Origin of the sequence: Pseudomonas sp. URMO17WK12:I12 (genome assembly GCF_000514395.1) — a bacterium.
Classification (GTDB): Bacteria; Pseudomonadota; Gammaproteobacteria; order Pseudomonadales; family Pseudomonadaceae; genus Aquipseudomonas; species Aquipseudomonas mucoides.
The window spans coordinates 557,510-581,037 of the sequence record NZ_AZVV01000003.1 but is presented as its reverse complement, the minus strand read 5'-3'; the positions used below and the strand labels follow the sequence as shown (position 1 = coordinate 581,037).

General features: G+C 47.9%; 25 protein-coding genes and 2 pseudogenes. 15 read left to right on the top strand and 12 right to left on the bottom strand.

Annotated features, from left to right (window positions below; all coding sequences use genetic code 11):
* Positions 1–148 precede the first annotated feature (148 nt).
* Entirely contained in the window at positions 149–283 is a 135-nt protein-coding gene (locus D882_RS1000000133070; protein WP_256218288.1) for a hypothetical protein, read from the bottom strand.
* A 110-nt stretch (positions 284–393) separates the two neighbouring features.
* Here D882_RS1000000133070 and D882_RS1000000131810 point away from each other — a divergent pair.
* From D882_RS1000000131810 to D882_RS0102850, 8 genes and pseudogenes are all read left to right on the top strand, one after another.
* A pseudogene (locus D882_RS1000000131810) lies at positions 394–912 on the top strand (transposase); the annotation flags it as partial.
* 517 nt (positions 913–1,429) lie between these two features.
* Positions 1,430–2,047 carry a nitroreductase family protein gene (locus D882_RS0102880; RefSeq protein WP_027921832.1) on the top strand — a complete coding sequence of 206 codons (618 nt, stop codon included), beginning with the start codon at positions 1,430–1,432 and terminating at the stop codon, positions 2,045–2,047.
* Between the two features lie 55 nt (positions 2,048–2,102).
* Positions 2,103–2,627: a carboxymuconolactone decarboxylase family protein gene (locus D882_RS0102875; RefSeq protein WP_256218287.1), complete on the top strand. Its 525-nt coding sequence runs from the start codon at positions 2,103–2,105 to the stop codon at positions 2,625–2,627.
* A gap of 150 nt (positions 2,628–2,777) precedes the next feature.
* Positions 2,778–3,488: a glutathione S-transferase N-terminal domain-containing protein gene (locus D882_RS0102870; protein ID WP_027921830.1), complete on the top strand. Its 711-nt coding sequence runs from the start codon at positions 2,778–2,780 to the stop codon at positions 3,486–3,488.
* 43 nt (positions 3,489–3,531) lie between these two features.
* On the top strand, positions 3,532–4,155 hold the full coding sequence (locus D882_RS0102865; protein ID WP_027921829.1) for an FMN-dependent NADH-azoreductase: 624 nt from the start codon (positions 3,532–3,534) through the stop codon (positions 4,153–4,155).
* Positions 4,152–4,622 carry a pyridoxamine 5'-phosphate oxidase family protein gene (locus tag D882_RS0102860; protein ID WP_027921828.1) on the top strand — a complete coding sequence of 157 codons (471 nt, stop codon included), beginning with the start codon at positions 4,152–4,154 and terminating at the stop codon, positions 4,620–4,622. Before D882_RS0102865 ends, D882_RS0102860 begins: the two co-directional genes overlap by 4 nt.
* 288 nt (positions 4,623–4,910) lie before the next feature.
* A complete protein-coding gene (locus D882_RS0102855) occupies positions 4,911–5,360 on the top strand; it encodes a GNAT family N-acetyltransferase (protein WP_027921827.1) in 450 nt (149 codons plus the stop codon).
* A gap of 890 nt (positions 5,361–6,250) precedes the next feature.
* Positions 6,251–6,616 carry a histone-like nucleoid-structuring protein, MvaT/MvaU family gene (locus D882_RS0102850; protein WP_027921826.1) on the top strand — a complete coding sequence of 122 codons (366 nt, stop codon included), beginning with the start codon at positions 6,251–6,253 and terminating at the stop codon, positions 6,614–6,616.
* Positions 6,617–6,827: 211 nt separating this feature from the next.
* On the opposite strand, the gene D882_RS1000000133405 is transcribed toward D882_RS0102850, so the two are convergent.
* From D882_RS1000000133405 to D882_RS1000000131795, 6 genes and pseudogenes are all read right to left on the bottom strand, one after another.
* Positions 6,828–7,700 carry a methyl-accepting chemotaxis protein gene (locus D882_RS1000000133405; protein WP_371258931.1) on the bottom strand — a complete coding sequence of 291 codons (873 nt, stop codon included), beginning with the start codon at positions 7,698–7,700 and terminating at the stop codon, positions 6,828–6,830.
* A pseudogene (locus tag D882_RS1000000133400) lies at positions 7,692–7,880 on the bottom strand (HAMP domain-containing protein); the annotation flags it as partial. The pseudogene D882_RS1000000133400 and the gene D882_RS1000000133405, both read right to left, overlap by 9 nt.
* Before the next feature lie 1,226 nt (positions 7,881–9,106).
* A complete protein-coding gene (locus D882_RS0102840; RefSeq protein WP_027921824.1) occupies positions 9,107–10,078 on the bottom strand; it encodes a YeeE/YedE thiosulfate transporter family protein in 972 nt (323 codons plus the stop codon).
* 438 nt (positions 10,079–10,516) lie between these two features.
* Complete coding sequence (locus D882_RS1000000131805; protein WP_081743902.1) at positions 10,517–11,149, bottom strand: cytochrome P460 family protein; 633 nt, start codon at positions 11,147–11,149, stop codon at positions 10,517–10,519.
* Positions 11,150–11,305: 156 nt separating this feature from the next.
* On the bottom strand, positions 11,306–12,193 hold the full coding sequence (locus D882_RS1000000133065) for a helix-turn-helix domain-containing protein (protein WP_256218286.1): 888 nt from the start codon (positions 12,191–12,193) through the stop codon (positions 11,306–11,308).
* A gap of 428 nt (positions 12,194–12,621) precedes the next feature.
* Entirely contained in the window at positions 12,622–13,188 is a 567-nt protein-coding gene (locus D882_RS1000000131795) for a carboxymuconolactone decarboxylase family protein (RefSeq protein WP_081743900.1), read from the bottom strand.
* Between the two features lie 309 nt (positions 13,189–13,497).
* On the opposite strand from D882_RS1000000131795, the gene D882_RS1000000131790 reads away from it, so the two are divergent.
* Positions 13,498–14,406 carry a LysR family transcriptional regulator gene (locus tag D882_RS1000000131790; protein ID WP_081743898.1) on the top strand — a complete coding sequence of 303 codons (909 nt, stop codon included), beginning with the start codon at positions 13,498–13,500 and terminating at the stop codon, positions 14,404–14,406.
* 77 nt (positions 14,407–14,483) lie between these two features.
* Here the strand turns inward: D882_RS1000000131790 and D882_RS0102825 are convergent, their stop codons facing one another.
* The gene (locus D882_RS0102825) at positions 14,484–15,008 is read right to left on the bottom strand and encodes a YkgB family protein (RefSeq protein WP_027921823.1); all 525 of its coding nucleotides are present in this window, start codon (positions 15,006–15,008) and stop codon (positions 14,484–14,486) included.
* A gap of 539 nt (positions 15,009–15,547) precedes the next feature.
* Positions 15,548–16,525: an AraC family transcriptional regulator gene (locus D882_RS0102820; RefSeq protein WP_027921822.1), complete on the bottom strand. Its 978-nt coding sequence runs from the start codon at positions 16,523–16,525 to the stop codon at positions 15,548–15,550.
* Between the two features lie 115 nt (positions 16,526–16,640).
* Here D882_RS0102820 and D882_RS0102815 point away from each other — a divergent pair, with 115 nt between their 5' ends.
* The gene (locus D882_RS0102815; RefSeq protein WP_027921821.1) at positions 16,641–17,174 is read left to right on the top strand and encodes a carboxymuconolactone decarboxylase family protein; all 534 of its coding nucleotides are present in this window, start codon (positions 16,641–16,643) and stop codon (positions 17,172–17,174) included.
* 185 nt (positions 17,175–17,359) lie between these two features.
* Positions 17,360–18,586, top strand: a complete 1,227-nt coding sequence (locus tag D882_RS0102810; RefSeq protein ID WP_027921820.1) for a cytochrome c biogenesis protein/redoxin — start codon at positions 17,360–17,362, stop codon at positions 18,584–18,586.
* A gap of 63 nt (positions 18,587–18,649) precedes the next feature.
* On the opposite strand, the gene D882_RS1000000133060 is transcribed toward D882_RS0102810, so the two are convergent.
* The 3 genes from D882_RS1000000133060 to D882_RS1000000131780 form a co-directional block, all read right to left on the bottom strand.
* The gene (locus tag D882_RS1000000133060) at positions 18,650–19,528 is read right to left on the bottom strand and encodes a helix-turn-helix domain-containing protein (RefSeq protein WP_050590141.1); all 879 of its coding nucleotides are present in this window, start codon (positions 19,526–19,528) and stop codon (positions 18,650–18,652) included.
* 34 nt (positions 19,529–19,562) lie between these two features.
* Positions 19,563–20,219: a peroxiredoxin-like family protein gene (locus tag D882_RS0102800; RefSeq protein ID WP_177327589.1), complete on the bottom strand. Its 657-nt coding sequence runs from the start codon at positions 20,217–20,219 to the stop codon at positions 19,563–19,565.
* Positions 20,220–20,610: 391 nt separating this feature from the next.
* Positions 20,611–21,225, bottom strand: a complete 615-nt coding sequence (locus tag D882_RS1000000131780) for a cytochrome P460 family protein (protein ID WP_081743896.1) — start codon at positions 21,223–21,225, stop codon at positions 20,611–20,613.
* A 386-nt stretch (positions 21,226–21,611) separates the two neighbouring features.
* Here D882_RS1000000131780 and D882_RS0102795 point away from each other — a divergent pair, with 386 nt between their 5' ends.
* The 4 genes from D882_RS0102795 to ccmE all read left to right on the top strand — a co-directional run bounded on the left by D882_RS0102795 (position 21,612) and on the right by ccmE (position 23,525).
* Entirely contained in the window at positions 21,612–22,037 is a 426-nt protein-coding gene (locus D882_RS0102795) for a cytochrome c family protein (protein WP_027921818.1), read from the top strand.
* Positions 22,038–22,126: 89 nt separating this feature from the next.
* Positions 22,127–22,900, top strand: coding sequence for a heme ABC transporter permease (locus D882_RS01000000130800; protein ID WP_032833394.1), 774 nt, complete (start codon positions 22,127–22,129; stop codon positions 22,898–22,900).
* Complete coding sequence (gene ccmD, locus D882_RS0102785; protein WP_027921817.1) at positions 22,897–23,073, top strand: heme exporter protein CcmD; 177 nt, start codon at positions 22,897–22,899, stop codon at positions 23,071–23,073. The genes D882_RS01000000130800 and ccmD overlap by 4 nt, the downstream gene beginning before the upstream one ends.
* The gene (ccmE, locus tag D882_RS0102780; RefSeq protein ID WP_027921816.1) at positions 23,070–23,525 is read left to right on the top strand and encodes a cytochrome c maturation protein CcmE; all 456 of its coding nucleotides are present in this window, start codon (positions 23,070–23,072) and stop codon (positions 23,523–23,525) included. Before ccmD ends, ccmE begins: the two co-directional genes overlap by 4 nt.
* The last annotated feature ends 3 nt before the right edge of the window (positions 23,526–23,528 follow it).

The following is a 23,528-nucleotide window of genomic DNA, read 5'->3' as shown; positions in this document are numbered from 1 at the left end:
GTACACCCGTGAACGTCTGGAAGGCTGCACCTCAGACGTTTGATCAGTTGCTGAAGACGCTTCTGAAGTAGCGGGACGATCGTAAACGCGCGGCCGGCACCTAGTCCTGACAACATCCAGAATTAGCAAAAATAGTGTCCATCATTTTTTAGTGGACAGTGTCTAGGTTGCCGCTGCCGCTGCCGCTGCCGCTGCCGCTGCCGCTGCCGCTGCCGCTGCCGCTGCCGCTGCCGCTGCCGCTGCCGCTGCCGCTGCCGCTGCCGCTGCCCGTCGACGCGGTCACCGTTCCAACTTCCCACCAGAGTTCAAACACAAGTCAGAGTGAACTGACACCTCAATCGAACTGACACGGCCAATCGAACCGACACCTCACGTTGTCTCTCGGCGCAGCTGTTGCCTGAACAGCTGCCACATAAAACCTATGTCCACCAGCCTGAGGCGCAATGCTCGGTTGCGGTGTGAGGTTTCGCCATTAGGGGGAGGAGGTGTCTGATGTGCTGGAGTACGTCTCGGCGCGCGTCAAGGTGATTTGCCATGTGCGTCCGAAGCTGGTTTGCCGCCGCTGCGAGCACATCGCCCGATAGCCAGAGGCCTTGCTGGCCCATGTGCGGCTCCCTAAGTTTGTTGACAAATTGCTACGCCGGTTTTGCTCAATTGTATGCCGCGGGCACCTAACAGGAAGGCGTCGGTTGGGCTCACGATCGACGCAAGTTTTAGGATGTCTGAAAAGATCGGGCCTAACCGCTCGCCGCCGAGGCGTTGCTACGGATTGCGGCCCTGTATGTCATCGAAAGCGAGATTCGCGGGCCACCACCCGATCAGAGAAAGGCGGTTCGGCAAAGCCGTGCAAGCCCATTGTTAGAACAACTACACGCGTGGCTTAACCAGACGCTGACTCAACTGTCGAAAAAGTAGGCACTAGGCGGTGCGATTTTCTATGCCCTGACCAAGCCACTCAAGTAAACACTGTGCTTGAACACGCATGCAGAAACACCGCAAGAAGGTGATATAGCGTGGTGTCGGAGCGTGAGATGGTTGTGACCCTTGTGCCACATAATGCAGCCATAGCGGAGCTAGAACCCTTTTGCTTGGTGATGGAATCTCATCATCGATGATCAAGGTGCATTGCGGGAACAATTCAAAAGTCCAATGCAATCATCCTCGGAGCCTCGACCGATTAGAGAGTGAGGGGGCAGGGTAGTTAAAGACATGACGCTACCTCTGTGCCTGTGAATTGTTCACCCATCAACAAAAAACAAAAGGACAAGCTTGTTGTCGGTTTTGCTCGTTCTATGTGCAAGCAGCTTATTTGTCTAATAACCACCAGAAGTAAAGGAGAAAAATACTACCGATATTTCAAGCGAACCAGGTGTGCATAGGACGCAGCTCTCTGGAGCTTCAACTTATCTCTTCGACCATAGGAACCATCATGACCAATGCCGTCATCGAATGTATCGTAAGTCGTAGCGCCGCTAAGTACTACGACCCTACTGCAACTTTGAGCGACGACCAAATCGGCGAGTTGGTGCGAATCGGCACCTCTGCGCCGACATCCTTCCACATACAGAACTGGCGTTTTATTGCAGTACGCACACCTGAAGCGAAAGCGCGGTTAAGTCCGATTGCTTGGAGCCAGCCTCCGATTACAGAAGCAGCCGTTACCTTCATCATCTGCGGTCAATTGGCTGATTCCAGCGTAATACCAGAGCGTCTAGCACCGTTGGTTAAAGCAGGTGTAATGCCTGCGGAGATGGTGTCAGATTGGGAGCTTCCTGCACGCGACTTATATTTAGAGCACCCGCAGCGTCAGCGCGATGAGGCAGTACGTACGGCTACCTTCGGTGCGTCGGCGATCATCTATGCCGCCCGCTCACTGGGTTTTGGCTCGACCCCAATGATCGGTTTCGATGCCGAAGAGGTGGCCCGTGAGTTCGGACTGGCCGAAAACGAAGTGCCGGTCATGTTGTTGTCCGTCGGTACGGAGCGTCCAGGAAACTGGCCGCAGAAGCTACGCCGTCCGGTGGCTGAAGTGTTGGATTTCGTTTAATTGTCAGTAACACCAATAACTTGCGGAGACTACAATGCCTAGATGTGAAGTTCTAATGCCGGAACACGTGCCGGCTGACTCGAAACCGACTCTTGATGCGTTCACCAAGAGCATCGGGTTCACTCCCAATATGATGGCAACCTTCGCGCAGAGCCCAATTGCGTTCAACGCATGGGCGACGCTGCTCGGCTCCATGAGCAAAGCGCTCGACGTGAAGACGCGTGACAGCATCGGCCTCGCTGTTTCCGAAGCGAATGGGTGCAATTACTGCCTGACGGTTCACAGCTTTACAGCCGAGCATATGGCGAAGATGCCAGCCGATGAAGTCATTCTTGCTCGCAAGGGCCAGTCCACCGACCCAAAGCGCCACGCTGCCCTTCAGTTCGCGCACAAAGTCATCGAGACCCGCGGCAAGGTCAGTGACGCCGATCTGAAAGCCGTCCGCGACGCAGGCTACACAGATGCGAATGTCATGGAGATCATAGCGTTGGTGGCCATGTATTCCCTGACGAATTTTTTCAATAACGTGTTCGATCCCGAGAAAGATTTCCCTGTCGTAACCCCGGCTGGTTCGATCTAAAGTTTATCCGTTCACATCGACGATCTCTGATGGTGCTTTGTAGGTTTGATGTGATACGAGCGTAATGCGAAAGCCCGGATGCACCCTAGAGGGATTCTTGGGACCGTATTCGGGTTTTTCGTACGTGTCGACAAATTTAGGGGCAAGAAAGTGACACTTGATCATCCGATTTTCACACGCTGGCCGGCACGGTATCCCGATCGGTTGCAACTCTTTTCCCTGCCGACGCCCAATGGGGTGAAGGTCAGTATCATGCTTGAGGAAACTGGCCTCGCGTATGAGGCGCATCGAATCGACATCATGGCAGACGAAAGCCATGACCCAGCCTTTCTCGCGCTCAACCCCAACGGCAAGATTCCTGCTATCTACGACCCTGATGGACCGAGCAACGCACCGCTTGTGTTATTCGAATCTGGAGCAATCCTCCTCTATCTTGCCGACAAGACAGGACAATTTATTTCGACTGATCCGAACACGCGCTACGAAACGATCCAGTGGGTGATGTGGCAGATGGGTGGAGTCGGGCCGATGTTCGGCCAAGTCGGTTTCTTCAATAAGTTCGCCGGCAAAGACTATGAGGACAAGCGCCCACGCGACCGTTACGCAACCGAATCAGCGCGGCTGCTTGGTGTCCTGGACAGCCGGCTCGCGGATCGCGATTGGGTAATGGGGGCTGATTACAGCATTGCCGATATTTCGCTGCTTGGTTGGGTACGTAACCTGATCGGCTTTTACGAAGCGCGCGAACTCGTCGGCTTCGACCGTTTTCTTCATGTTAAAGCATGGTTCAACCGTGGCCTCGTGCGTCCGGCGGTGCAGCGCGGGCTCGAAGTGACTGGATTGACCGAGGAGAGTAAATGATGATAGTCGTGATCGGCTTCGTAAAAGCATCGGGATCGTTCTTATGAATATCCTCCACATTGATTGCAGCTCGCGTCCAGAATCGCATAGCCGCCAGCTTTCAGCAGCGATCGTCAAAATGATCCTTGAAGAAGTGCCTGGTGCGAGCGTCAGCCGGCGAGACTTTGCTGCTGTCCCTCTTCCGCATGCTTCGTCTGACTACGCGACTGCACTGTCGTCGCCAGCGACCTTGGCGGCTCCGCCGAAGGGCTCGTTGGAGCTATCCGAAGAGCTTATTCAGGAAGTCGATGCAGCCGATGTGATTGTCATCGGAACCCCCATGAACAACTTAACTGTTCCGTCGGTCCTCAAGGTGTGGATAGACCAAATCCTTCGCGCCGGCCGCACGTTCATTTCGACGCCGGCCGGAAAGGTGGGAATGCTCCGAGATCGTCCAGTGTTTATCGGCATCGCTTCCGGAGGCGTCTTTACCGGTGATCGAGCCAATCAACCGGATTTTCTCACAACGTATTTATCGGTGGTACTGGAGAGCGTGGGCCTGAAAACCCTGCAATTCCTTCCTGTGCAGGCCACTGCATTTCTTGACCAGGACCAGGCCATATTCGCGAGGGACAAAGCGCTCGCAGCGATCGACTTGACGGTCATGAGCGAGGCTTCATTTTTATGATTGAAATCACTGATGACATGGAGGCGATCGTCAAGCAGGCGTTATTGTCGTTCGTCGCGACAGTCAACGAAGACGGCACGCCCAATCTATCGCCGAAGGCGTCTTTGACAGTCACGAACGGCGTCCTCTACTTCGCAGATATCGCTTCGCCGCGGACGATACTGAACTTGAAGCGCAATCCTGCCGTAGAAATTAATGTAGTCGACATCTTCCAGAGGCGCGGTTATCGATTCAAGGGGCGGGCATTGATACTTCCAACAACCGATGACGAGTCCTTGGTGATTGCCAACTGGGTTCGAGCGGCGAATGGCCCGGATTATCCTGTCGACCACGTTGTCAAAATCGAAATCACGTCGATCACTCCATTGCTGTCCCCTGCTCATGTCCTTGCCCGCCCTCCTCGAAGCCAGGACGAAATCCAAAGTACCTACTTTCAAAAGTATGGTTTGAAACCAATCACAGAGTAGGCACTGCAACTGAATGAACCACGTTGGCATGAAGCAAACCGAGCAGGCGTTCGTCACGGGTAAGAGAGACGTAAAGGTTGCTGGGTGTGCGCCCTGCAAGACTTTTGATCATTGATAGGGGAGGAGGGTTAGTTCGCTTCGTTGCCCCTCGTTTTCGGTCTTCGAATTGGCTCTGAGTGGATCGTCCGCGCAGATCATTTCGATTGTCAGTTGGAGGTGTTCGACCACCTCTTCGCACGCGCACCCTTGAAGGACCTGGGGCGGCTAACTAAATTATGGGAGCACTCTATGAAATCAATTGAGATCAAAGCCATTGATAACAAGGATTTTGATATCTGGCTTCCGCTATGGCAAAGCTATCAGCGATTTTACGAAGTAGATATTCCTGAAGCCGTGACGCTCAACACCTGGGCGCGCTTCTTGGACCCAGTGGAGCCAATGTTCGCGGCGCTTGCCATGGTGAGTGAACAAGCATCAGGCTTAGTGCATTCGATCTACCATCGATCTGCTTGGGCAATGAGCGACCACTGTTATCTCCAGGACTTGTTTGTCGCGGACTACGCACGTGGTAACGGTATTGGCCGGGCATTGATCGAGCATGTCTATACGGAGGCCAGGCGTCGCGGAGCGTCTCGTGTGCACTGGCTTACGCACGAATCCAACCACAATGCTATGCAGCTTTACGACCGTATTGCTGATCGTTCAAGCTTTATTCAGTACCGGAAATTATTAGTCTGATGCGCTAATTGTGATTCCGACTCACACACCTCGCCACAGGGATACACAATGTACGTAGGCGCGTGAGTGTTTGGATGGCTTGGCAGTGAAGAAGCTTTGCTTCAAAGAAGTAGCCGTCAGCGTATTCGGCTGCTTTGGAGACCGAGCGCTCATTTTCTGAAAAAAATCGGTATCTGTCCCCGCCGATTTGGTCGACTGATTTCAACTCAACGAATCGAGTTTCTAAGGTCTGCAAGTGACATGAGACCATACCGATAGCCAGGTTGTTCTCGCTTATCTACGATTGTGACGATCAGATCTGAAAGGTCTGTGCCCTCAAGCGCTGTCGCTCTCCTGTAATCGCAAACTCTTCTTCAGTCTTCTCATCCGCAAGTGCCTAAGGCGGGGTTTTGACTTCGACACGATCGAAGAATCCTGGGTGCTGGAGAGCAATCACGTAGACATCCACTTGAGGCGAATCAGTTGCGCGATGGGGAACGACGCGAGAAAACCCTCTGCGGCTTTATTCGGCTGGTGGCTCGCTGTCAAGGTCATAGTTTTTTCGAAGCTTTTTAGCAAACCGGTTGATAGCGTGTAGAGGCCATGCTGCTGATCGACGTCAACCTCTCTGTACGTTGAAGACTGAACGGGCCGGGGCGGTTGAATTCGAAACTCAAATACCCTTTGCTGATCTAGGGCGCAGCGATCGGTCTATTTTGCCCTCTGCCTAGCCTAGTTTGCTTAAGAACAGAATCTCAAATATGCATTATCAGCTACAGTGGTACCTGGTGAATGGCAGCCATGTTAGCGACGGTGTTCGTAAGGATCAGCTCGAAAGGGATTTAAGTCGTTGAACCCTATATCATGGTGCTCCAGCAATCTGCACTATCCACACGTTAAGGAATTGACTCATGTCTCGTCTGGCGGAATTTCGTAAGCTCGAACAGCAACTTGCAGAGCAGCTCGCAGAGCTGGAGTCCATGAAGGGTGACTCTGAACTGAAAAAAGAAATGGAGTTTGAGAGCAAACTGCGTGCATTGTTAGCTGAATACAATTTCAGCCTAAAAACTGTGATCAGTTTGCTGGACCCTCAAGCAGGCCGTCGCGCACCAACAACCGAGCCTAAGTCAGCTTCGCGCAAGCCACGGCAGGTAAAGGTTTACAAAAACCCGAACAGTGGCGAGATTGTTGAAACTAAAGGCGGCAATCACAAGACGTTAAAGGAATGGAAAGCAGCGCACGGCGCCGCCACTGTTGAATCATGGCTCACCAATTAATTTAGATTTAGCAAAAACAAAAAAGGCCCTTCAGGGGCCTATTTTGTCTATGGTGTCGCAATCGCGCAATCGCGCAATCGCGTGAACATCGTGATTGTTGTGACAGTGTGCTCGAAAAATTAACCTGGTTTTACTCTCTTTTTAAGAAAATCTCTCTAGATATTTGTCGATCGGTCGGAGCTTTTTATTGCTCCGTATGAACCTTTAGAGGTTAGGAGCGCACGAGATTGAAATGGCTTACCTGTGCGTTCAAGCCCTCAGCAAGACGGGCTACTCCTTCACTGGCGCTACTCACTTGATCGGAGCCCGTTGCATTATTACTAGCTAACTCTCGAATTTGTTCGATTCGCTGACTTATATCGTGAGCAACTACCGCCTGTTCTTCAGCAGCGCTGGCGATCTGGACAGCCATATCACTGATTACCCGATTGGCATGAGTAATGTTTTGGAGAGCTTGGCCGGCATTGTCGGCTTGGCGGGAGCCCGCCTCAGCTTGACTACGACTTTGATCCATAACACATACAGCCTGTTTAGCGCCTTCCTGTAAGCGCATGATCATATCTTGAATTTCTTGAGTCGAATCCTGAGTGCGCTTCGCCAAGTTTCGTACTTCATCTGCTACAACGGCGAAACCTCGGCCTTGCTCTCCAGCCCTTGCCGCTTCGATTGCAGCATTGAGAGCCAGCAAGTTGGTCTGATCAGCTATACTACGAATCACATCAAGAATCCCGCCGATACTAGAAGTGTCTGCGGCCAAGGCTTGAATAACTTCCGCAGCTTTGCCAATATCATCGTATAGTTGCTGAATGGTGCTGACCATTTGTTCTACTACCGCGCGGCCGTTTGCTGCGGAACTGTCAGCTTTTTGAGCTGCTTCTGCTGTCTGAGCAGAGTGGTGGGCAACTTCTTGTACAGTAGCTGCCATTTCCGTAATGGCTGTCGCCACTTCTGAAGTGTGTAACTCTTGCTGCCTTATGTTTTCAAGTGTGATTCGTGTTGTATTGGTGAGTTGCTCTGCGGAGACGCCGAGCTGGCTGCTCGAGTTCACAACATTAGTCACGACATCTCGTAATTTGATAACCATCTTTCCAAATGCATGAGAAAGAACCCCAAATTCTCCTCCATTTTGAGTATCTAAATTGGTGCTGAGATCTCCTTCAGCTACCCGTTGGGCGTCGTTCGAAAGCCGCAGCAGGGCGCCACTTACCTTGCGCCGTATAGTTAAAATACCAATTCCCGCAATAATGATTAGCAGTAGAACCATTGCACACACCACGCTCATATAAACGGAACTCGTGAAGCGCAAGTCATTTACTTCTTGCTGAGTCCGCTGATTGAGTAAGACGAAAAACTCTTTTACAGGCGCCATAATGCGCGCTTTTTCCGCGTCGTAACGAGGGCTGTAGACTAAGTGAGTGGACGCATTGAGATCAGGTGCAGTGCCCTTGGCCCCGGAGGCGGCGTCCATCGCGTCAGATTCGATTCTCGCCAGTTCGTTCGATGCTTCCTCAGCCTCTTTAAGCTTTGCGAGTTCGGCTTGACTCATTCCTTGTTGACGCATTAACTCGAATAGCGGCATAGCAGGATCGAACCCAGTATCAACTTGCTGGCCTGCGGCAAGGAAGTCAATATATGGAAAGTTATAGTTAGTCGGTCGATGTTCTTGTCCATTTCTAATCGATAAGATCTGCTTGTACAACTGAGCGTAGCGACTTTCTCCGGTGACTGCAAAGGTGCGAGCCATTCGACTTAAGTCGTCAGAACCTTGTCGTAATTCATCGGCTAATAAATAGGATCTATAGCGGTTTTCTTCGCTTTCGCTTAGGTTTTGTTGGTTTTTAATCATCGCCATTACGACCAGGCTGAGGGTTATCGCGCTGATGATAATGGCTGAGAATATGATTGTAAAAAGTCGCTGAATAGACAAGTTGTACTCTCCTTGTTTGGATTTAGTCAATCCTGAGTAAGAATAGGTAGTGGCGACAATATAAGAAACTAGCAAATAACGCTTCGATAGAAAACGCGTACCCGCCTAGGAAAATATGCCAAAGAATCCAGGGCTTTCAGGGGTTTATGTCATCATAATTTTGCCGCTTCGCTGAGGTAGAATTCGGAATCGATTTTTGCAAATCGACCACCACCAACTAGGAAATCCTTTCTCAAATCCTCCTTGCCTAATAGGAAGGAGCAGCGCAAGCTGTATCCATACTGCAACTGCTCCTCACCTTGATCAAAAAGGCCGGATATTGATTTGGTGCGGGGGGAGTTTAGCGGACGATTTGAAACAGCTCTTCCAAAAACGTGCGTATTATGCTTGTCGTTAGCTATGTCGATATATAATTTGAGGTCTCTCACCCTCATCTGTCGGCTAGTCGGAAGCCGGTATTGATGATGATTTAGAGGGAAATGTGAATGCACTTGTTGTATTAATAGTGGAGGGTTGAAATAATTTTTGTTTGTAAAAGCGATAATCAAAAGTACTAGCGATAATTAGATTTCAGGCTTGTAGCGAATCTTAAAAAGTGAGGCTAATACCAATAACATAATGGAATACGCGATGATGGCATGGGGGGCTAGAGACGGAATGCCATATAACAATAAAGCATCGTTACCGCCGGGAATAACTATGGCGGAGAAACTCATTAATGAGCCCCCCACAAATTTGTGAAAAAGAGGAAGAAAACCAGGCTTACGTAATTTCAATCTGTGAGTTTTCCACGCTGCCACAATGGCACCAAAAATGAGTGCTCCTGTGGCTGTAAATACCTGGAGGGTGACATTCGGCACATAGGGGGTGATCAGCTTAGCTGCACCGTGAGAAAGCACTGTCAGATACCCCCAGTTCCCGATCAATGCATAGAGCAATCCTCCCGTAATACCAATTACCGACATTGATAAAGTAGGGCTCCAAGCGCGATATGAAGAGGGATCAAAATCGCCAGACTTGATCAAGTGAGGCTTTATTACTAGTTCATGAGAAGCGATAGCGATAAATACCAGCCACACGAAAAGGGCTAGTGCAGTTGGTTTCGATAATTCTAAAAAAAAATAGCCTTCAGTTCTGGATGTAACTAATGGAGCAAAAATAGCTCCGATAAACATGCCAGCAATCGTACCGATATAGTCCATTTCCCCTTTTGATATATGCGCGAGAGTACCGAACACACATGCACCATTCAAAAAGGCACCAAGACCAAAAAGCGCACCGGCAATGAGCATGATTCCAGATGGTTGGTAGGTTTGAGATAAGGTAACGGTGGCGGGGAAGAACCATGCGCTTGGCAACAGCACAAGCCCAGCCGAAGCTGTAGCTACTATGAAAGCCCGAAGATAAGCTGTTCGTTTATAGTTTATCCAATAATTGACCGCAGCGACTGCGCAAACGTCTCCACGTCCTATGGCGAACCCCATGATAAAAGCAAGGGGTACGCTTGTGGCTAATATAGTGTTTAATTGCGACAATTGCGTTAGTCCTCGTCAATACCAAGCACAAGATGACGTGCTTAAACATACATTAGCACATATTTTTTCGCTAAGATTTTATCGCCTAGTATCTTAAGAGGGCATAAGGTATGTCACCATCGTTAGTGGGTGGGGTAGTGGACGTACGGTGCTAAGGTGGAATATAATCGTTAGTACATGGTTTATAAGATAGTCAATGAGTTTGTCGAATGACATCGATATGGCAAAAAAATATGTTTTTATAGCAAGTTAGTTATAGCGTAAACGAGCGCGAGAAACAGGTGCTTTTTACGTGCAATGAGGGATGTCTGAGTTTACAGGTGCCTTAAACTGGTGCCCGTTCGAAACGCTTAATGATTAAAATTTTGCGAGGATGAGCGGATTTCATTGGTTTTTCCGATGAAATTCGCTCGCCGAAATATCTGAAATAAAACTTAATTATTGAGTGTTAAGTGTTGAAATTTTGTCATGTGCTTCGAGGAGAGGGTATCCCCAAACGTGCACCCAATCCGTTTTCTTAACAGGAGTATGACAGGAGATACATGTGCTTGTATCTTTATTGGTTGTTATTGTCGGAGCATCTTGGGCAATTAAGGCCCATCCCCAACCGTTAGTCCATATTCCACTGTTTTGATAACGCCCTTTAGTGTCTTTTATCATCACAAACCATCCATCATTTTTATCCCAAAATGATGCGTGTCCTGTCGTTAAGTCAGCAGCAGTGGCTCCTTGCAACTCTTTAATTAACATAGCGCCATCGGGAAATTCGCCGTGGGATTTGTAATATTCAATTGAATCTCGATCGATATACACCTGGTGTAGTTGTTTCAGTCCGCCTAGTGAATCTCCACCAGGCACGGCGAATGAGCCTAAAAATATAAACGAAGTTCTATAATCTTTAGGGACTTTTATGTTTCCGGCCTTGTCGACATACAGTTCAAAAGTACGTGAATAGCTGGGTGTGTTACTGCTTGGGTGTATTGATGGGGAGCCTGCGCTTGATATTGCTGGCTGAAGGCATATGACCAAAGTCATGCAGGCGAACACAGTTTTAAAGTTCTTGGCACTCATATTAGTAACCTGCCTTGGAATTAGACCGTTATAGTGTGTTTAGGATGCGGCACTCACCTGCGCAACCGAGGCCCATCGTCTGATAAACATCATCGAGGTATCCGCCATGGTCTCGAATCTTACCTTCCATGGCAAAATTGGTGTTTCACGTGACGGTTAGCAAAGCCAGAGGTATCTGTATTGCCCTGGCGTTATACCAATATGTTGCTTGAACGCAGTACTGAAATGGGATTGCGAGCTAAATCCGCATTCTTGAGAGATTTGTGCCAAGCCTAAGGTGGACTCGGCCAACAGGTATTCGGCACGACGTACTCTATGTTCTAAAATATAGGCGTGAGGGGATTGTCCGGTCCTGGCTTTGAACGTGCGTGTGAAGTGAAAGTGGCTTTGTGAAGCGATACTCGCGAGCTCTCCTACATGAATTGCGGAGCTAATACGTTGATCTATGTATTCAGCGACCTTGTTGAACCGTGGCTCTGGTAACTGTGATTTTGGTATTACCATTTCGAAATTAAATTGATTGCTTTTGCGACCCTTTAGCAGCATTGCGAGAATAAATTTCGCCGCAGCGGGACAGTGAAAGCCGTTCCTGACCAGGCTGGCGCACGAGCTAAATCCTTCTCCAATTTTTTCGACGACGCGACGAGCCACACAATCGAAACCAGACTCTGGACCATGATGTGCAACTATATTTTTGAGGGATGTGAGGTTTAGCTTTAAAGTTTCAATTGTTCTTAGTAGAAAGTAATCATCAATCATTATTTCAACAAAGTTATTCGGTAGCTCCCATGCAGCGCTTTGCTCACTTTCAGCGCATCCAAGTACAATGCAAGTACCACATTTTATTTCTACTTCTTTGTGCATGTTGGCTTCTGTTAGCGAAAGCACGCCATTTCCCGTTAGGAAAATTAAAATCGTCATCTGTCCGCTATTCGATGAATATTTTTGATTGCCTCTTTGCTTCATGAATCGTGCGCAGACAACGCTATAAATTTGCGTTGCTGTAGAGTTTGAAGTAGAGTTAGGGAGGAGTAGCGTCGCCATATTAGCCTCTCTTATTAAATGTCCCGCGATTTGTTAGCGAGAATTTAAACTACGATCGGAATCCAAATCTTGTCTCATAGTGCTGCGGCAGCACTGTGAAAACTGGGCGAGAGCAATCCTTGAAACGCTTGGTCTAAAATCCGTGGACAGAAGGACGTAGTGGCACATTTTTTTGCTCCATCGTAGGTGCGCCTTCCTTTTGCGCTGCTGCTGCGTTTGAAAGCCCTTCGCTTTTTGGAAAGCATACTCCTTTCCGCGTCGAGCTGACTCAACCTCTCCTGAGGCCCCAAGAGCTTGAGGCCCCCAGGGCATGAATGTCACCGCTTTGTCGCTTTATCGCGACATCTCAATTTGACGGGCATCGCCCATGACAGATGAGCCAAGGCTAGCCCAATCAAGAGCTAAGCGATTACAAAAACGTGCGCATTTTATGAGTTTTTTTCCGTGGCTTCACTTTTGAAGTCAAACTGAGGAAAGTCAATCGTCGTATTATTTATTCTGTTAACTAAATTGATGAACGTCGTATTGCTCGCAACTAAACAAATCTCTATTAGGTTGTTTTCGGTATATCCGGTATCTAAAAGGGTCTGGATGCTGGAGAGGTCGACAATCCCTTTTGACGTGATCAGGGTGCAAACGAAATCGAGTAACGTATCTATTTTTTCGTTTAAAGTTGGCCGTGCGGTTCTTATGTTTTCTATAGTGGCTTTAGATAATCCCGAAAATTGCCCGAGAAATGCGTATGCGGTTATGCAGTAGTCACAGCATGCATGTATGCTTACCTTAAGCCTGATTGCAGCTAGTTCAGCTTCTGAAAGCGTACTTCCCTCGATAACCTTATCAAGCTCAATTATTGTTTTTAAACCGGTCGGGCAGTGCGTTCCAATCGTCGCATAAACATTTGGAACGATACCGGCCGCTTTTTTTATAGAGGCATAAATTTCTGAAATAGTACCCTGAGCTGACGAAGGGTGGGTTATGGATAAGCGAGACATTGAAGCTTCCCCCAGGTCTGATGGTGTGGTAATTGTTAAGCGTTTTGATGATGACGCTTGCTTTTATTAAGTCCGACAGTTGCAACGAAATGCTGCAATTATTCGCTCAAGCTAGATGATGACTACCGCAATAGGTGTAGTGGCTACTACGGCGTAGCAAAAAAACTCGAAGCGACATTTGCATCTAAGCATTAATCTTGATCTTGGTCCTTTTTCTGTATATTGTTAACTCTCCAACTCTAAGATAGTCGGTTATTATTACTTAATTGACTAGCCACCCAGCGTAGATAACATAAATTTGGATTTTGCATGAATGAGTATCTTTTTCCCTTTCGACTGTTCGTTCGCGTTGCGTATACAGGCAGTTTCTCGCGCGCAAGCAGAGAGCTAGGTATTTCTCAGTCATCAGCGTCGCGAATAATTGCCGCCTTGGAGCGTGATCTCGGGGTGATGTTGTTAGTTAGGACTACGCGAGCTATGGCATTAACACCGGCGGGTGCTAGTTACCTGGCGGATTTAGAGCCAATATTGGCGGCCTTTGAGGAGGCGAATTTTTCGGCTCAAGGGGGGGAGGAGCTTCGAGGGCGGCTGAGATTAGGTATACATGCCGGAGTATCCCTTAGAGAAGTTATACCTAAGTTATCAGCATTTCTTGATTCTCACTCAACGCTTGATGTTGATCTGGTTGCGGATCAGCCTGGTCGAGACGGTTTGAGGGCGCAGGTCGATCTTGCCCTGCAAGTCGTAACGCCTGAGGAGGCTACAACAGCGATGAGACTCATTACGAGTACTCCTAGGGTGTTAGTAGCTTCGCCAAAGTATCTCGTACGTAAAGGGATGCCGGGTTCACCTGTAGCATTGCTTGCGCACTCTATTATTGTCGAGCCCTCACCGGCAGGTGGAAGACCTTGGTTGTTTTCCCGAAATGGGAAAGCAGTGTCGATCAGTATCGATGGGAAAATCACTGCCAATGCATGCGAGGTAGCAATGGCGTCTGCTGTGAGTGGCGTTGGCATTTTGTCCACAGGGCTTTGGTCTTGCCAGGACGAAATAGACTCGGGTGTATTGATTCGCGTACTTGAAGGTTGGGATATGGGTGATATCAAACTGTACGCTTCGCTCCCTGCAGGAGCTGCATCAAAGACGGTCGCACGATCATTTGTTAGTCATTTGACGTCTGAGTTCAATAAACAGGACCTCTGCATCGAGCTTCCCTGAACAGCAGCTCGGGAAGCTCGTATCTCAATTTTCTTCTTGTGCTCTGGTTTTGGTGAAGAAAGCGGTTGCTCCAACTTCTATTTTTTTTGAGTCTCGATGGCTGAGAGGGAATTTCCGATTACAACGAAGGATGCAGCCAGTAAGCCGATATCCTTTAATAGAAATTGACCAGGTACAACAGTTATGGCGGGGAAGCCGAGAGCCGGCTCAAATACAAGTGGAGTGCTGAGCATAAAGGAAAGAGTCGTTACAAATAATCCTACAGATAATATGCCTCCAATAACTGAAAACTTTGGGGATACGCACCTCGCTGCGATTAATAACCCAATTGAAATTTCAAGAATGCCCAGGAAGTATGAGAATCCATTAATGCTCATGAAATTATACATCCACGATAGAAGTGGGCTGTGGCTCACAAAACCGGAGATGCCATTCGCCTCATACATGGTAAATTTCATTCCGCCGAACCATAGATAAATTATGGTTAAAGCGGCAAAAGTAGTAATCTCACCGATACGCGTGATGAGTGAGCCTGCTGGCTCGTCTAACACAGTAAGGATTTTCAGCTCGTTTTTAGGTGGTTGATTGAGGGGAGTGTTCATCGTATTACCTCGAGAAGTGGTTATCAGATGGTGCCCGCTACCTATCAAAGAGACGTTGATAGTTGATTTTTGGCGCTGTACTTGTGCTTGGAGTTTGGCCAGGTACGTGAATTCAAGTTGCGCTGATATTGTTTCATGGTTGAGATTGGGATTTGCTCATTGATCTATCGAAGTCAGATTTTGCAAATGACGAATTATCCCCGCGTGACAGTTTCTAGTGTTTTTGGAGGCGTGTTTTTGTATTAGTGATTAGTTAGTTTAAAAAAGAGTGGGCGCATAATCTCTAAAGCATGCGCCCACCCAAGGGACGACCTTACTAATTCCTTTAGCGAGACCCGTATTCACAGATTAAATTAAAATCTGAATATATTTCAGCTTCAGAGTTGGCACAGATTATCTTGCTTGTTCAATTGTTTATTTCAAAATCGTGCTGATTTTTCGTATCTTTTACCTTGAAAAGGCAGGCTAGTGTTGACTGGAAAATTGTCGCGCGACTTTTAGCCTAGGTAGAGCCGTGTCAGGGGTAGGGCGGGTCAAAACTAGCTTTGGTCAGCAAAGTCTCTCTTCGCAAGGTATGCTGATTGAATTCGCCATCTTGCGGGTGTCATTTCCATATGTTTCTTGAAGGCCCTCTGGAATGCCGCATCTGACTGATAACCGCAGTCTTGAGCTATTTTAGCGATGGGGTCAGATGTCTCAGCGAGTTGCTTACTTGCATTTGCCATCCGTATCTCAACAAGCAGATCGTTGGCGGATCTGCCTGCAGCTTCAGCAAATTGCCTTGCAAACGTCGCTCTCGACATTGAGCACAAGTCCGCTAGTTCAGCCATAGTCCATGTTCTGGAGTAGTTTTCAAACATCGCCGTAAAAGCTGGCTGGAGCCTTGGTCGCTGTGCCAGGCGCAGTAGGCCTATAGGGGGCTCAGCGCTCTCACTGGCTAAACGTAAGGTCATGCCAAAAAGAGCTCCAGACATGTGATTCATCATTGATTCACTGCCAGGACCATGCTCTATCGCCTCTTCATGCATCAATGTAATCAAGCGAGCCAAGCGGCTACTGGCAACATGTTCCTCTGTCAAGTGAGCCAGTTCTTCTGGCACTTTTACTCCTCTAATGATTAGTTGTTGAGGCAAGCTTTCCTTGATCATTTGTCGTGGGGAGGATGGCAAGATAAATCTTCCACACAGCATATTGACTGGCTTCGGGTCTTTGCTGTTAGTTCGAACCTGAAGTCCCCTTTCGCGGTGCATTTTGCCAACCGTCGATGGTGACCCGCTGCCCTCATACAGAACATGGGGGACGCCGGAGGGTATCAGTAAGATATCTCCCGCTTGCATTGACAGAACGGGGTTTTTCCCATCGTCCACCTGTGCTGTCCCGCGCAAAAGGACGTGGTAAGGGATCTCACAGGGACCGGTGGCAGCGTAGTCCAGCCTCCAGGGAGGGCTGAAATGACATCGGGTGTCGAGTGCACCGCTCACAGGCATGAGGAAAAGTAGGCTGCTTAAGATGTCCATTTGAGACGCTCGAGCATAATAATGCTAAATACTAGCATTAACATGGCGAATGTGGAGGATTAGGCTTGAAGTTGTCATAAATCGCTACTGGAAGCTATATCCAGAGGAGTTTTCGATGTCACGCCTAACCACTATGGAGCCGCATGAAGCTACCGGATTAGTGGCCGAAACGTTTGCGTCTATAAAAAGAGCCGCGGGCATGATACCTAACACCTACCTAACCATTGGGACGCACAGTCCTGAGGGACTGCACGCTGTATTACGGCTAGATGAGGTAGTCGCACAGAGCGAAATTTCAGATGCTGATTTAGAAATCATAAGACTGGTTGTAAGTGTTTGGTCGGGGTGTCGTTACGGCATCGCGGTCCACAGTCTAAAAGCCAAGTTCTCCGGGCTTTCGTATGATGCCATTGTGAGAATACGGGGGTCCAGAAGTACTGAGGACCCAAGAAGAGATGCGCTTATCGAGTTTGTTCGAAATATCGTATCAAGCACGGGGACTCTTAGCTCGTTAGATGTGCAGTCAATCATTGATGCAGGCTATTCCGAAAGTCAGATCATAGGTATATCGCTCACAATTGCCGCCACCATGTTTATCAATACGGTTAATCGGATTAACGACACGGTGTTAGATTACCCGGAAATTTGAGTGCCTTAATACGTTTTCACGCGCAGGGAACTATCTCTCAGCTGCGCCTGTAACGGACCAGGGGATATCCTGTTTTGGCTAATTGACAGTCAACATGACTGTGAAAGTACCGACTTTGTCGCGCGATGCGATAAAGTCGGTTGCCTGAGTAGCATTTCTATATCCTTATTTAAAAAGGGTGGATCATGTTGTTTATTGCTTTTTTCGGCGGTATGTTGACTGTTCTTAGCCCTTGTATTCTTCCAGTAGTACCATTTCTATTCGCTGGCGCTAATCGCACACGGTTATCGATACTCCTGACGCTTGTCGGAATGGCACTGACTTTTGCGTTGATATCCAGTCTCGCGGTGGTCAGTACCGAGTGGGTTGTAGGTGCCAGCAACGTCGGTCGTCATGTAGCCCTGATTGTAATGGTGTTGTTTGCACTGTCGCTAATGTTTGCCCGAGTTGGTGACTGGGTAACACGACCTTTTGTTTTGCTTGCCAATGTTCTCGATCCAATCAAGCGCGGAATATCAGGAATGCCTGGCTCAGTGTTAATCGGTGTTGCAACTGGTTTACTCTGGGCGCCGTGTGCGGGGCCGATTCTAGGGGGGATTCTCACAAGTGCCATGCTTGAAGGTGCCAGCGTCGACACTAGCTTGCTGTTAGTAGCCTATGGTTTAGGTAGCGCGATGTCTCTCGGTTTTTTCATCTTCGCCGGGCGCGGTATAGTTAATCGTTTTAAACCGTCGATGTCGGTAGCGGGCTGGATGCGGCGGGGTGGGGGAGTGGCAATGTTAGTTGGTGCGGCAGTGATCTCTACCGGTACCGTTAGCGTGCTTCTGCCCGAAGCATTGTCGAAAGGAGCCGGTGATGTCGAGAAAAGCGTATTCAAACACTTACCAGAATGGACAAGCTATCTCCCTGGGCAAGTAAAGGATCAACCTAAAAACAATAGCCTAGGTGCCATGCCCTCTTTGTCAGGCGCTGTGGAATGGATTAATTCACCTGCACTTACGAACGACTCGTTAAAAGGCAAAGTCGTGCTTTTGGACTTTTGGACCTTTGATTGCCTCAACTGCAAGCGAGATTTACCCTTCGTTAAGCTCTGGGCAGAAAAATATGGAAAAGAAGGTTTGTTGGTAATTGGTGTACATACACCAGAATATGGATTCGAGCGTATTGTTGAAAACGTCAAAAATAAAGTGAAGGAGTACGGTATTACCTACCCAGTAGCCATTGATAACAACAATACAATTTGGCGCAGTTTTTACAATCAGTACTGGCCTGCACATTACCTCATCGATGCTAAAGGGCAAATACGCTTTGTCTACTTCGGAGAGGGTAGTTACGAAGATCAAGAAAATATGATCAAGCGGCTACTAGAAGAATCCAAGATCAATATTATGGCCTTTGATCAGAAAGACTAAGTCCTGTTGTCCAGGTTTATTAATAGTTTTTGGTAGGCCAAAGTTCTTTACCTGTTAAGATTTTCAACGATGAAGATCTCGATACTGACCCGGCGTAATACCTATCCGTTTCTTGAAAGTCGTCGTGAAATGCGATTGGGAGTTGAAACCAGAGTCGTTTGCGATTTGCGACAAACTAATATCGGTTTCAGATAATAAAAACTCTGCCCGACGTAGCCTGCTGTCTAAAACATATGAATGTGGGGAGCGGCCAGTACTTGCTCGAAAAGTTCGAGCGAAATAGAATCTACTCTGTGTTGCGATTTCGGCCATTTCTGACACACTGATAGCGAATGAAATTTCATTTTCAATGTAATCGACAATAGCTTTCAATGTCCTTTCGGGAAGCTGAAGGTTCTTCTGGTTCCGTTTATTGTCGATTTTATTGTTCCGAATGCTAACCATCATGGCGATCAGAAATCGTGCGGCAGGAGCGCAATAATAGCCATCCGCTACTAAGCTCGCACTGCTATACCGTTGGCCGTGCATTTTTTCTGCTAAACGCTTTGCCAGTGCGCCAAACCCGGCTTCCGGGCCATAAACCCCTATGACGTCTGACAGTGCCGTTTTACTTGGCGTAACAGCGGCTATTACTGCAGATACAAATCTGTCTTCGATAGCGATTTCGAGAAATTTGTTCGGTGCGCCCCACGACATGGTGTGATTTTTTTCGATGTCGCCGATAAGTACTGTGGTTCCTACTTTTACTTCTACGTCGATGCTGGCTGACGCAGTATTAAAAACCAAGCGCCCGTTACCACTTAGAAAAATGATTAACGTGAAGCGCCCGGTGTTTGCAACGTAGCTGCTCGGCGATTCACAATTTAAAATGCGTGCACTGACCAGGACCACAGGGTGAAAGTGTGCTTCATTTTTTGACTGTATGTGCCTTTGGTGTCGCATTTTTTATCTCGTTTTCGCTGAAGTGGGTAAGCAGCTATTCCATCGCTCGAGCTTTTCGAAGCCGCGGCATATTGTCCAGCACTAAGAAAAGTTCATCGTCGTTAATTGGTTGTACATAATTTGTATTAACTTCTGAGTATACAATAATTCCTTGTTTGTCGATAATAAATAATGAAGCCATTGGTAGCGTATAACTGTCATCTCCGTTCAACTTATCAAGGTCTGCGCCTAGCATTTGGTACTTTTTTTTCAGCAAGTAAGACAGGCGCCATGTCACTTGGAATTGCAGCGCGACTCGACTATGAGTGTCGCGTAACACTGGAAAACTCAGGAGGCCTTTTCTCTGCATGTCAGTGCTGGAAAAATGTATTTGTGGTGAAATGGCGATAATTGAAGCGCCCCTGCTGATGATGGACTTATTAATTGCCTCAAGAGCGGTAAGCGTTGTGTTCGAATACTTGCACCATAGCCCTCTGATAAAAACAATTATCAACGGTCCCTTTCGAACCAGATCAGCCGAGCGAACTTCGTCTCCCCCGATACTGACAAGAGTGAAGTCAGGTGCGCGGTCACCAGCTTTGATTGACCCTGTTGAAACATTAGATTCGCAAAGTTCCATAACCGAATTTCGTAAAATTTTCTGATCCTCAGCCGCAAGCGGATTTTCATCTCCAGCTAAAAAGTCAATCATTTGCGTGCAAAGCACCATCAATTTTCCCTGATCACATTTAGTTTGATTCTGTTAGCTTCAACATTGGCGTCGAGCAGTTCGGAATGCTGGGGTTTATGTTTGTTAGCGCCTAAATTGAACGTTATTAAAGCTTCTGATATCGTAACCTATTGTTTTATAGGTATATTTCAAAAACCTGCGCTTTTTTTTCTGCTGTATAGAGGCGGATTTTAGGGTAAAGGGGAATATTGAACTCAATCCAGGTTAAGGTTCTGTGCAGAAGAATTGAAAGTTAGGGAAGGGGGGGGCGATAAAATTAAAAGGTGTGCTGTGGAGGGCTGCACCCAATGAAAAATAAGCCTTATTTTTTGATAAAATAAGGCTTATTTTTTTTGATCCGTTTTTTCCTTGTTTAAGGAAGTGGTAGTGGGGTCAGAATTGGCTTGTAGAATTGGACGTACACCATATCTTCCTTGGCGTTATCGATATGGCATCCGGCGCAAGATTCTTTCGGTGCTTCAGTAGAAACTGCTTCGAATGGAGGTGCGTGGTGACCAAAATTGAAGAAGCCCCAGTTTTTGGTTTTTGCAAAGCGTTTACTGTCTTTGACTGATATATCCATACCGCTGGGCCCGCCGCCCGGAAAATAGCCTCTTCCTGATGGCTCCACGCTTGACCCATCAGGTAACTGGCCTTTTTGAGTCAGGTGTAATTCTTTTACCATCATCGTACCTTCAGGCCAAGTACCTGTTTTTCGATAGAATTCAAAAGCTGCTGGCTCTACGTAAACGTTATGGTATTCAGGAAAGCCGGCTTTCCCGTTGTTTAGTCCGTTTGGTGTAATAGGGGCTCCGATAAATACCCACTGCCGAAAATCCTTAGGTTGCATTAATTGACCTTTTTCGTTGAATTTTGGCCCGATTTTTACATCAGGATATTCTTCTGTGGATTGCGCAGCAGCGGCATATAATCCTATGCATGTAGTAACTGCTATTGCAGTTACCGTATTGAGTCTCAGGCTTTTCATTGTGTGTTCTCCAGTAGGCAAAATGCAGATTTTCTGATCCAGGACACGGATGTTTAGTTATGCTGCGAAGTGGAGGCTAGCGCACGTGCTGATGCACCTCTTTCAAAAACGTGCGGACTTTGTCATTCGTTGGCTGCATCGCTTGACATTGGGGGGTTACGTTCCGAGAATAAAATCTAGCAAGGCATACCTGTTGCACTCTTAAAGAAGATGGGCGAACCAGGAAATATATGCGTCCTCGCTACTAGGGAAGATCTTTTTAGATCTCCATGGCGTATTGTTAATTTCTTACGGTTTCGCTTTGTATGCTGCTGAGTGTGCCTGAGTTTAGCGCCTTTTGACGTTCCAGTAGAACCGACTAGTACGTACTAGCATTGGAGTTTTATATGAAAATCATTTCAAGTAATTGCTCTGTTTCAGTTTTGATTGGTTTGATGACGCTTGTTTCCGTTGAGTCGGTGTTTGCTCAGGAGGGCGATCCAAAAAATGGTGAAATAGTTTTTCAACAATGCTCGATTTGCCATCAGGTTGGGCCGGCTGCAACTAATGGAATCGGTCCGAATTTGACGGGTGTGTTGAGCCGGAAGATGGGCTCGGTTACGGATTTTTCTTATGACACCGGTTTGCAGAAGGCGTCGATGGCAGGGGTTAGTTGGGATAAAGAAAAAATATTTAGCTGGCTCGGGGATCCACAGAACTACATCAAAAGTGTTGTACATGATGAGTCGGTTACTACGAGAATGACTGTAAAAATTAGTGATGAACAGGCTCGTCGTGATGTCATTGCGTATATCGCGACGTTCGGTAAATAGTAAGTTATCTCGTAATGCGCTTGCGTGCCGTTGTTACGATAGCTGTTTGTGTACGACAGTTATTGCACTCATAATTCGGACATATCGTTATGGCATTTCAATGGTTTTATCGGTTAGGTTCGCCCAAATGGTTTTATGAGCTGAGCGGCCGTTTTTTGCCTTGGTTGAGTGGGCTTGCCGTACTCCTGATCATTTCCGGTGTAGTGTGGGGCTTGGCCTTTGCTCCTCCGGATTATCAGCAAGGCAATAGTTTTCGTATTATGTATGTTCACGTTCCAGCCGCGATGCTTGCGCAGTCGTGTTATGTGATGTTAGCGATGTGTGGAGTAGTCAGGCTCGTTTGGAAAATGAAACTTGCTGACGTCGTTCTACAGTGCGCGGCCCCCGTCGGTGCGTGGATGACTGCAGTAGCGCTGGTCACCGGGGCTATCTGGGGTAAGCCAACCTGGGGCTCATGGTGGGTTTGGGATGCACGGTTAACTTCTATGTTGATTTTGTTATTCTTGTATTTCGGACTCATCGCACTAGGTAATGCGATCACCAACCGTAATAGTGCAGCTCAAGCTTGCGCCGTATTGGCGATCGTGGGTGTAATCAATATCCCTATCATAAAATATTCGGTCGAATGGTGGAACACGCTCCATCAAAGTGCGAGCTTTAGTCTTACTGAAAAGCCGGCAATGCCGGCTGATATGTGGCTTCCCTTGTTACTAACTATGCTCGGCTTCTATTGTTTTTTTGGCGCGGTGTTGTTGTTACGCATTCGTTTGGAACTACTAAGGCGTGAGTCTCGAACTAGTTGGGTTCAAAACGAGATTTTAAAAAGTCACTTGGTCATCTATCCAAGGAGGCTAAAGCAATGATTTTTTCTTCCTTCAGTGATTTCGTTGACATGGGACAGCATGGCCTGTTCGTTTGGTCAGCCTATGGTGTTTGTTTTCTTGTTCTTTCCATAAATGTCCTACTGCCGCTTTTGGCGCATCGACGTTATTTGCAGCAGGAGTTTCGGAGACTACGGCGGGAGGAAAGCACATGAGTAAGCTCCATAAGTTACGGTTGGTTTTCGTGCTAAGCATGGTGGCAGGGATTGGCACTGCTTCCACCTTGGTGCTGAGTGCCTTGCGGGAAAACATCAACCTGTTTTACACGCCGACCCAGATCGCCAACGGCGAAGCACCCCATGACACGCGCATTCGCGCTGGCGGCATGGTTGAGAAGGGCTCGCTGCAACGTTCCAATGACTCGCTGGACGTGAAGTTCATCGTCACTGACTTAAACAAGTCCGTGACCATCTCCTACCGTGGCATCCTCCCGGACCTGTTCCGCGAAGGGCAGGGCATTGTTGCCCTGGGCAAGCTCAACGTTGAGGGCGTGGTAGTGGCCGACGAAGTCCTGGCCAAGCACGACGAGAAATACATGCCGCCGGAAGTGACCAAGGCGTTGAAAGACAGCGGTAAGTCGGCAACTGTTTCTGTTAAAGAGGGGTAACTG

Coding starts and splice junctions, on each gene's coding strand:
- D882_RS0102820 (WP_027921822.1), bottom strand. CDS start 16,525: ATGGACATCTTAAGCAGCCTACTTTTCCTCATGCCTGTGAGCGGTGCA.
- D882_RS0102860 (WP_027921828.1), top strand. CDS start 4,152: ATGATTGAAATCACTGATGACATGGAGGCGATCGTCAAGCAGGCGTTA.
- D882_RS1000000131805 (WP_081743902.1), bottom strand. CDS start 11,149: ATGAGTGCCAAGAACTTTAAAACTGTGTTCGCCTGCATGACTTTGGTC.
- D882_RS1000000133405 (WP_371258931.1), bottom strand. CDS start 7,700: ATGGTTATCAAATTACGAGATGTCGTGACTAATGTTGTGAACTCGAGC.
- D882_RS1000000133065 (WP_256218286.1), bottom strand. CDS start 12,193: ATGGCGACGCTACTCCTCCCTAACTCTACTTCAAACTCTACAGCAACG.
- D882_RS0102855 (WP_027921827.1), top strand. CDS start 4,911: ATGAAATCAATTGAGATCAAAGCCATTGATAACAAGGATTTTGATATC.
- D882_RS0102850 (WP_027921826.1), top strand. CDS start 6,251: ATGTCTCGTCTGGCGGAATTTCGTAAGCTCGAACAGCAACTTGCAGAG.
- D882_RS1000000131780 (WP_081743896.1), bottom strand. CDS start 21,225: ATGAAAAGCCTGAGACTCAATACGGTAACTGCAATAGCAGTTACTACA.
- D882_RS0102815 (WP_027921821.1), top strand. CDS start 16,641: ATGTCACGCCTAACCACTATGGAGCCGCATGAAGCTACCGGATTAGTG.
- D882_RS1000000133060 (WP_050590141.1), bottom strand. CDS start 19,528: ATGCGACACCAAAGGCACATACAGTCAAAAAATGAAGCACACTTTCAC.
- D882_RS0102825 (WP_027921823.1), bottom strand. CDS start 15,008: ATGAACACTCCCCTCAATCAACCACCTAAAAACGAGCTGAAAATCCTT.
- D882_RS0102865 (WP_027921829.1), top strand. CDS start 3,532: ATGAATATCCTCCACATTGATTGCAGCTCGCGTCCAGAATCGCATAGC.
- D882_RS0102880 (WP_027921832.1), top strand. CDS start 1,430: ATGACCAATGCCGTCATCGAATGTATCGTAAGTCGTAGCGCCGCTAAG.
- D882_RS0102795 (WP_027921818.1), top strand. CDS start 21,612: ATGAAAATCATTTCAAGTAATTGCTCTGTTTCAGTTTTGATTGGTTTG.
- D882_RS0102810 (WP_027921820.1), top strand. CDS start 17,360: ATGTTGTTTATTGCTTTTTTCGGCGGTATGTTGACTGTTCTTAGCCCT.
- D882_RS0102800 (WP_177327589.1), bottom strand. CDS start 20,219: ATGATTGACTTTTTAGCTGGAGATGAAAATCCGCTTGCGGCTGAGGAT.
- D882_RS1000000131795 (WP_081743900.1), bottom strand. CDS start 13,188: ATGTCTCGCTTATCCATAACCCACCCTTCGTCAGCTCAGGGTACTATT.
- D882_RS0102875 (WP_256218287.1), top strand. CDS start 2,103: ATGCCGGAACACGTGCCGGCTGACTCGAAACCGACTCTTGATGCGTTC.
- D882_RS1000000131790 (WP_081743898.1), top strand. CDS start 13,498: ATGAATGAGTATCTTTTTCCCTTTCGACTGTTCGTTCGCGTTGCGTAT.
- ccmE (WP_027921816.1), top strand. CDS start 23,070: ATGAGTAAGCTCCATAAGTTACGGTTGGTTTTCGTGCTAAGCATGGTG.
- D882_RS01000000130800 (WP_032833394.1), top strand. CDS start 22,127: ATGGCATTTCAATGGTTTTATCGGTTAGGTTCGCCCAAATGGTTTTAT.
- ccmD (WP_027921817.1), top strand. CDS start 22,897: ATGATTTTTTCTTCCTTCAGTGATTTCGTTGACATGGGACAGCATGGC.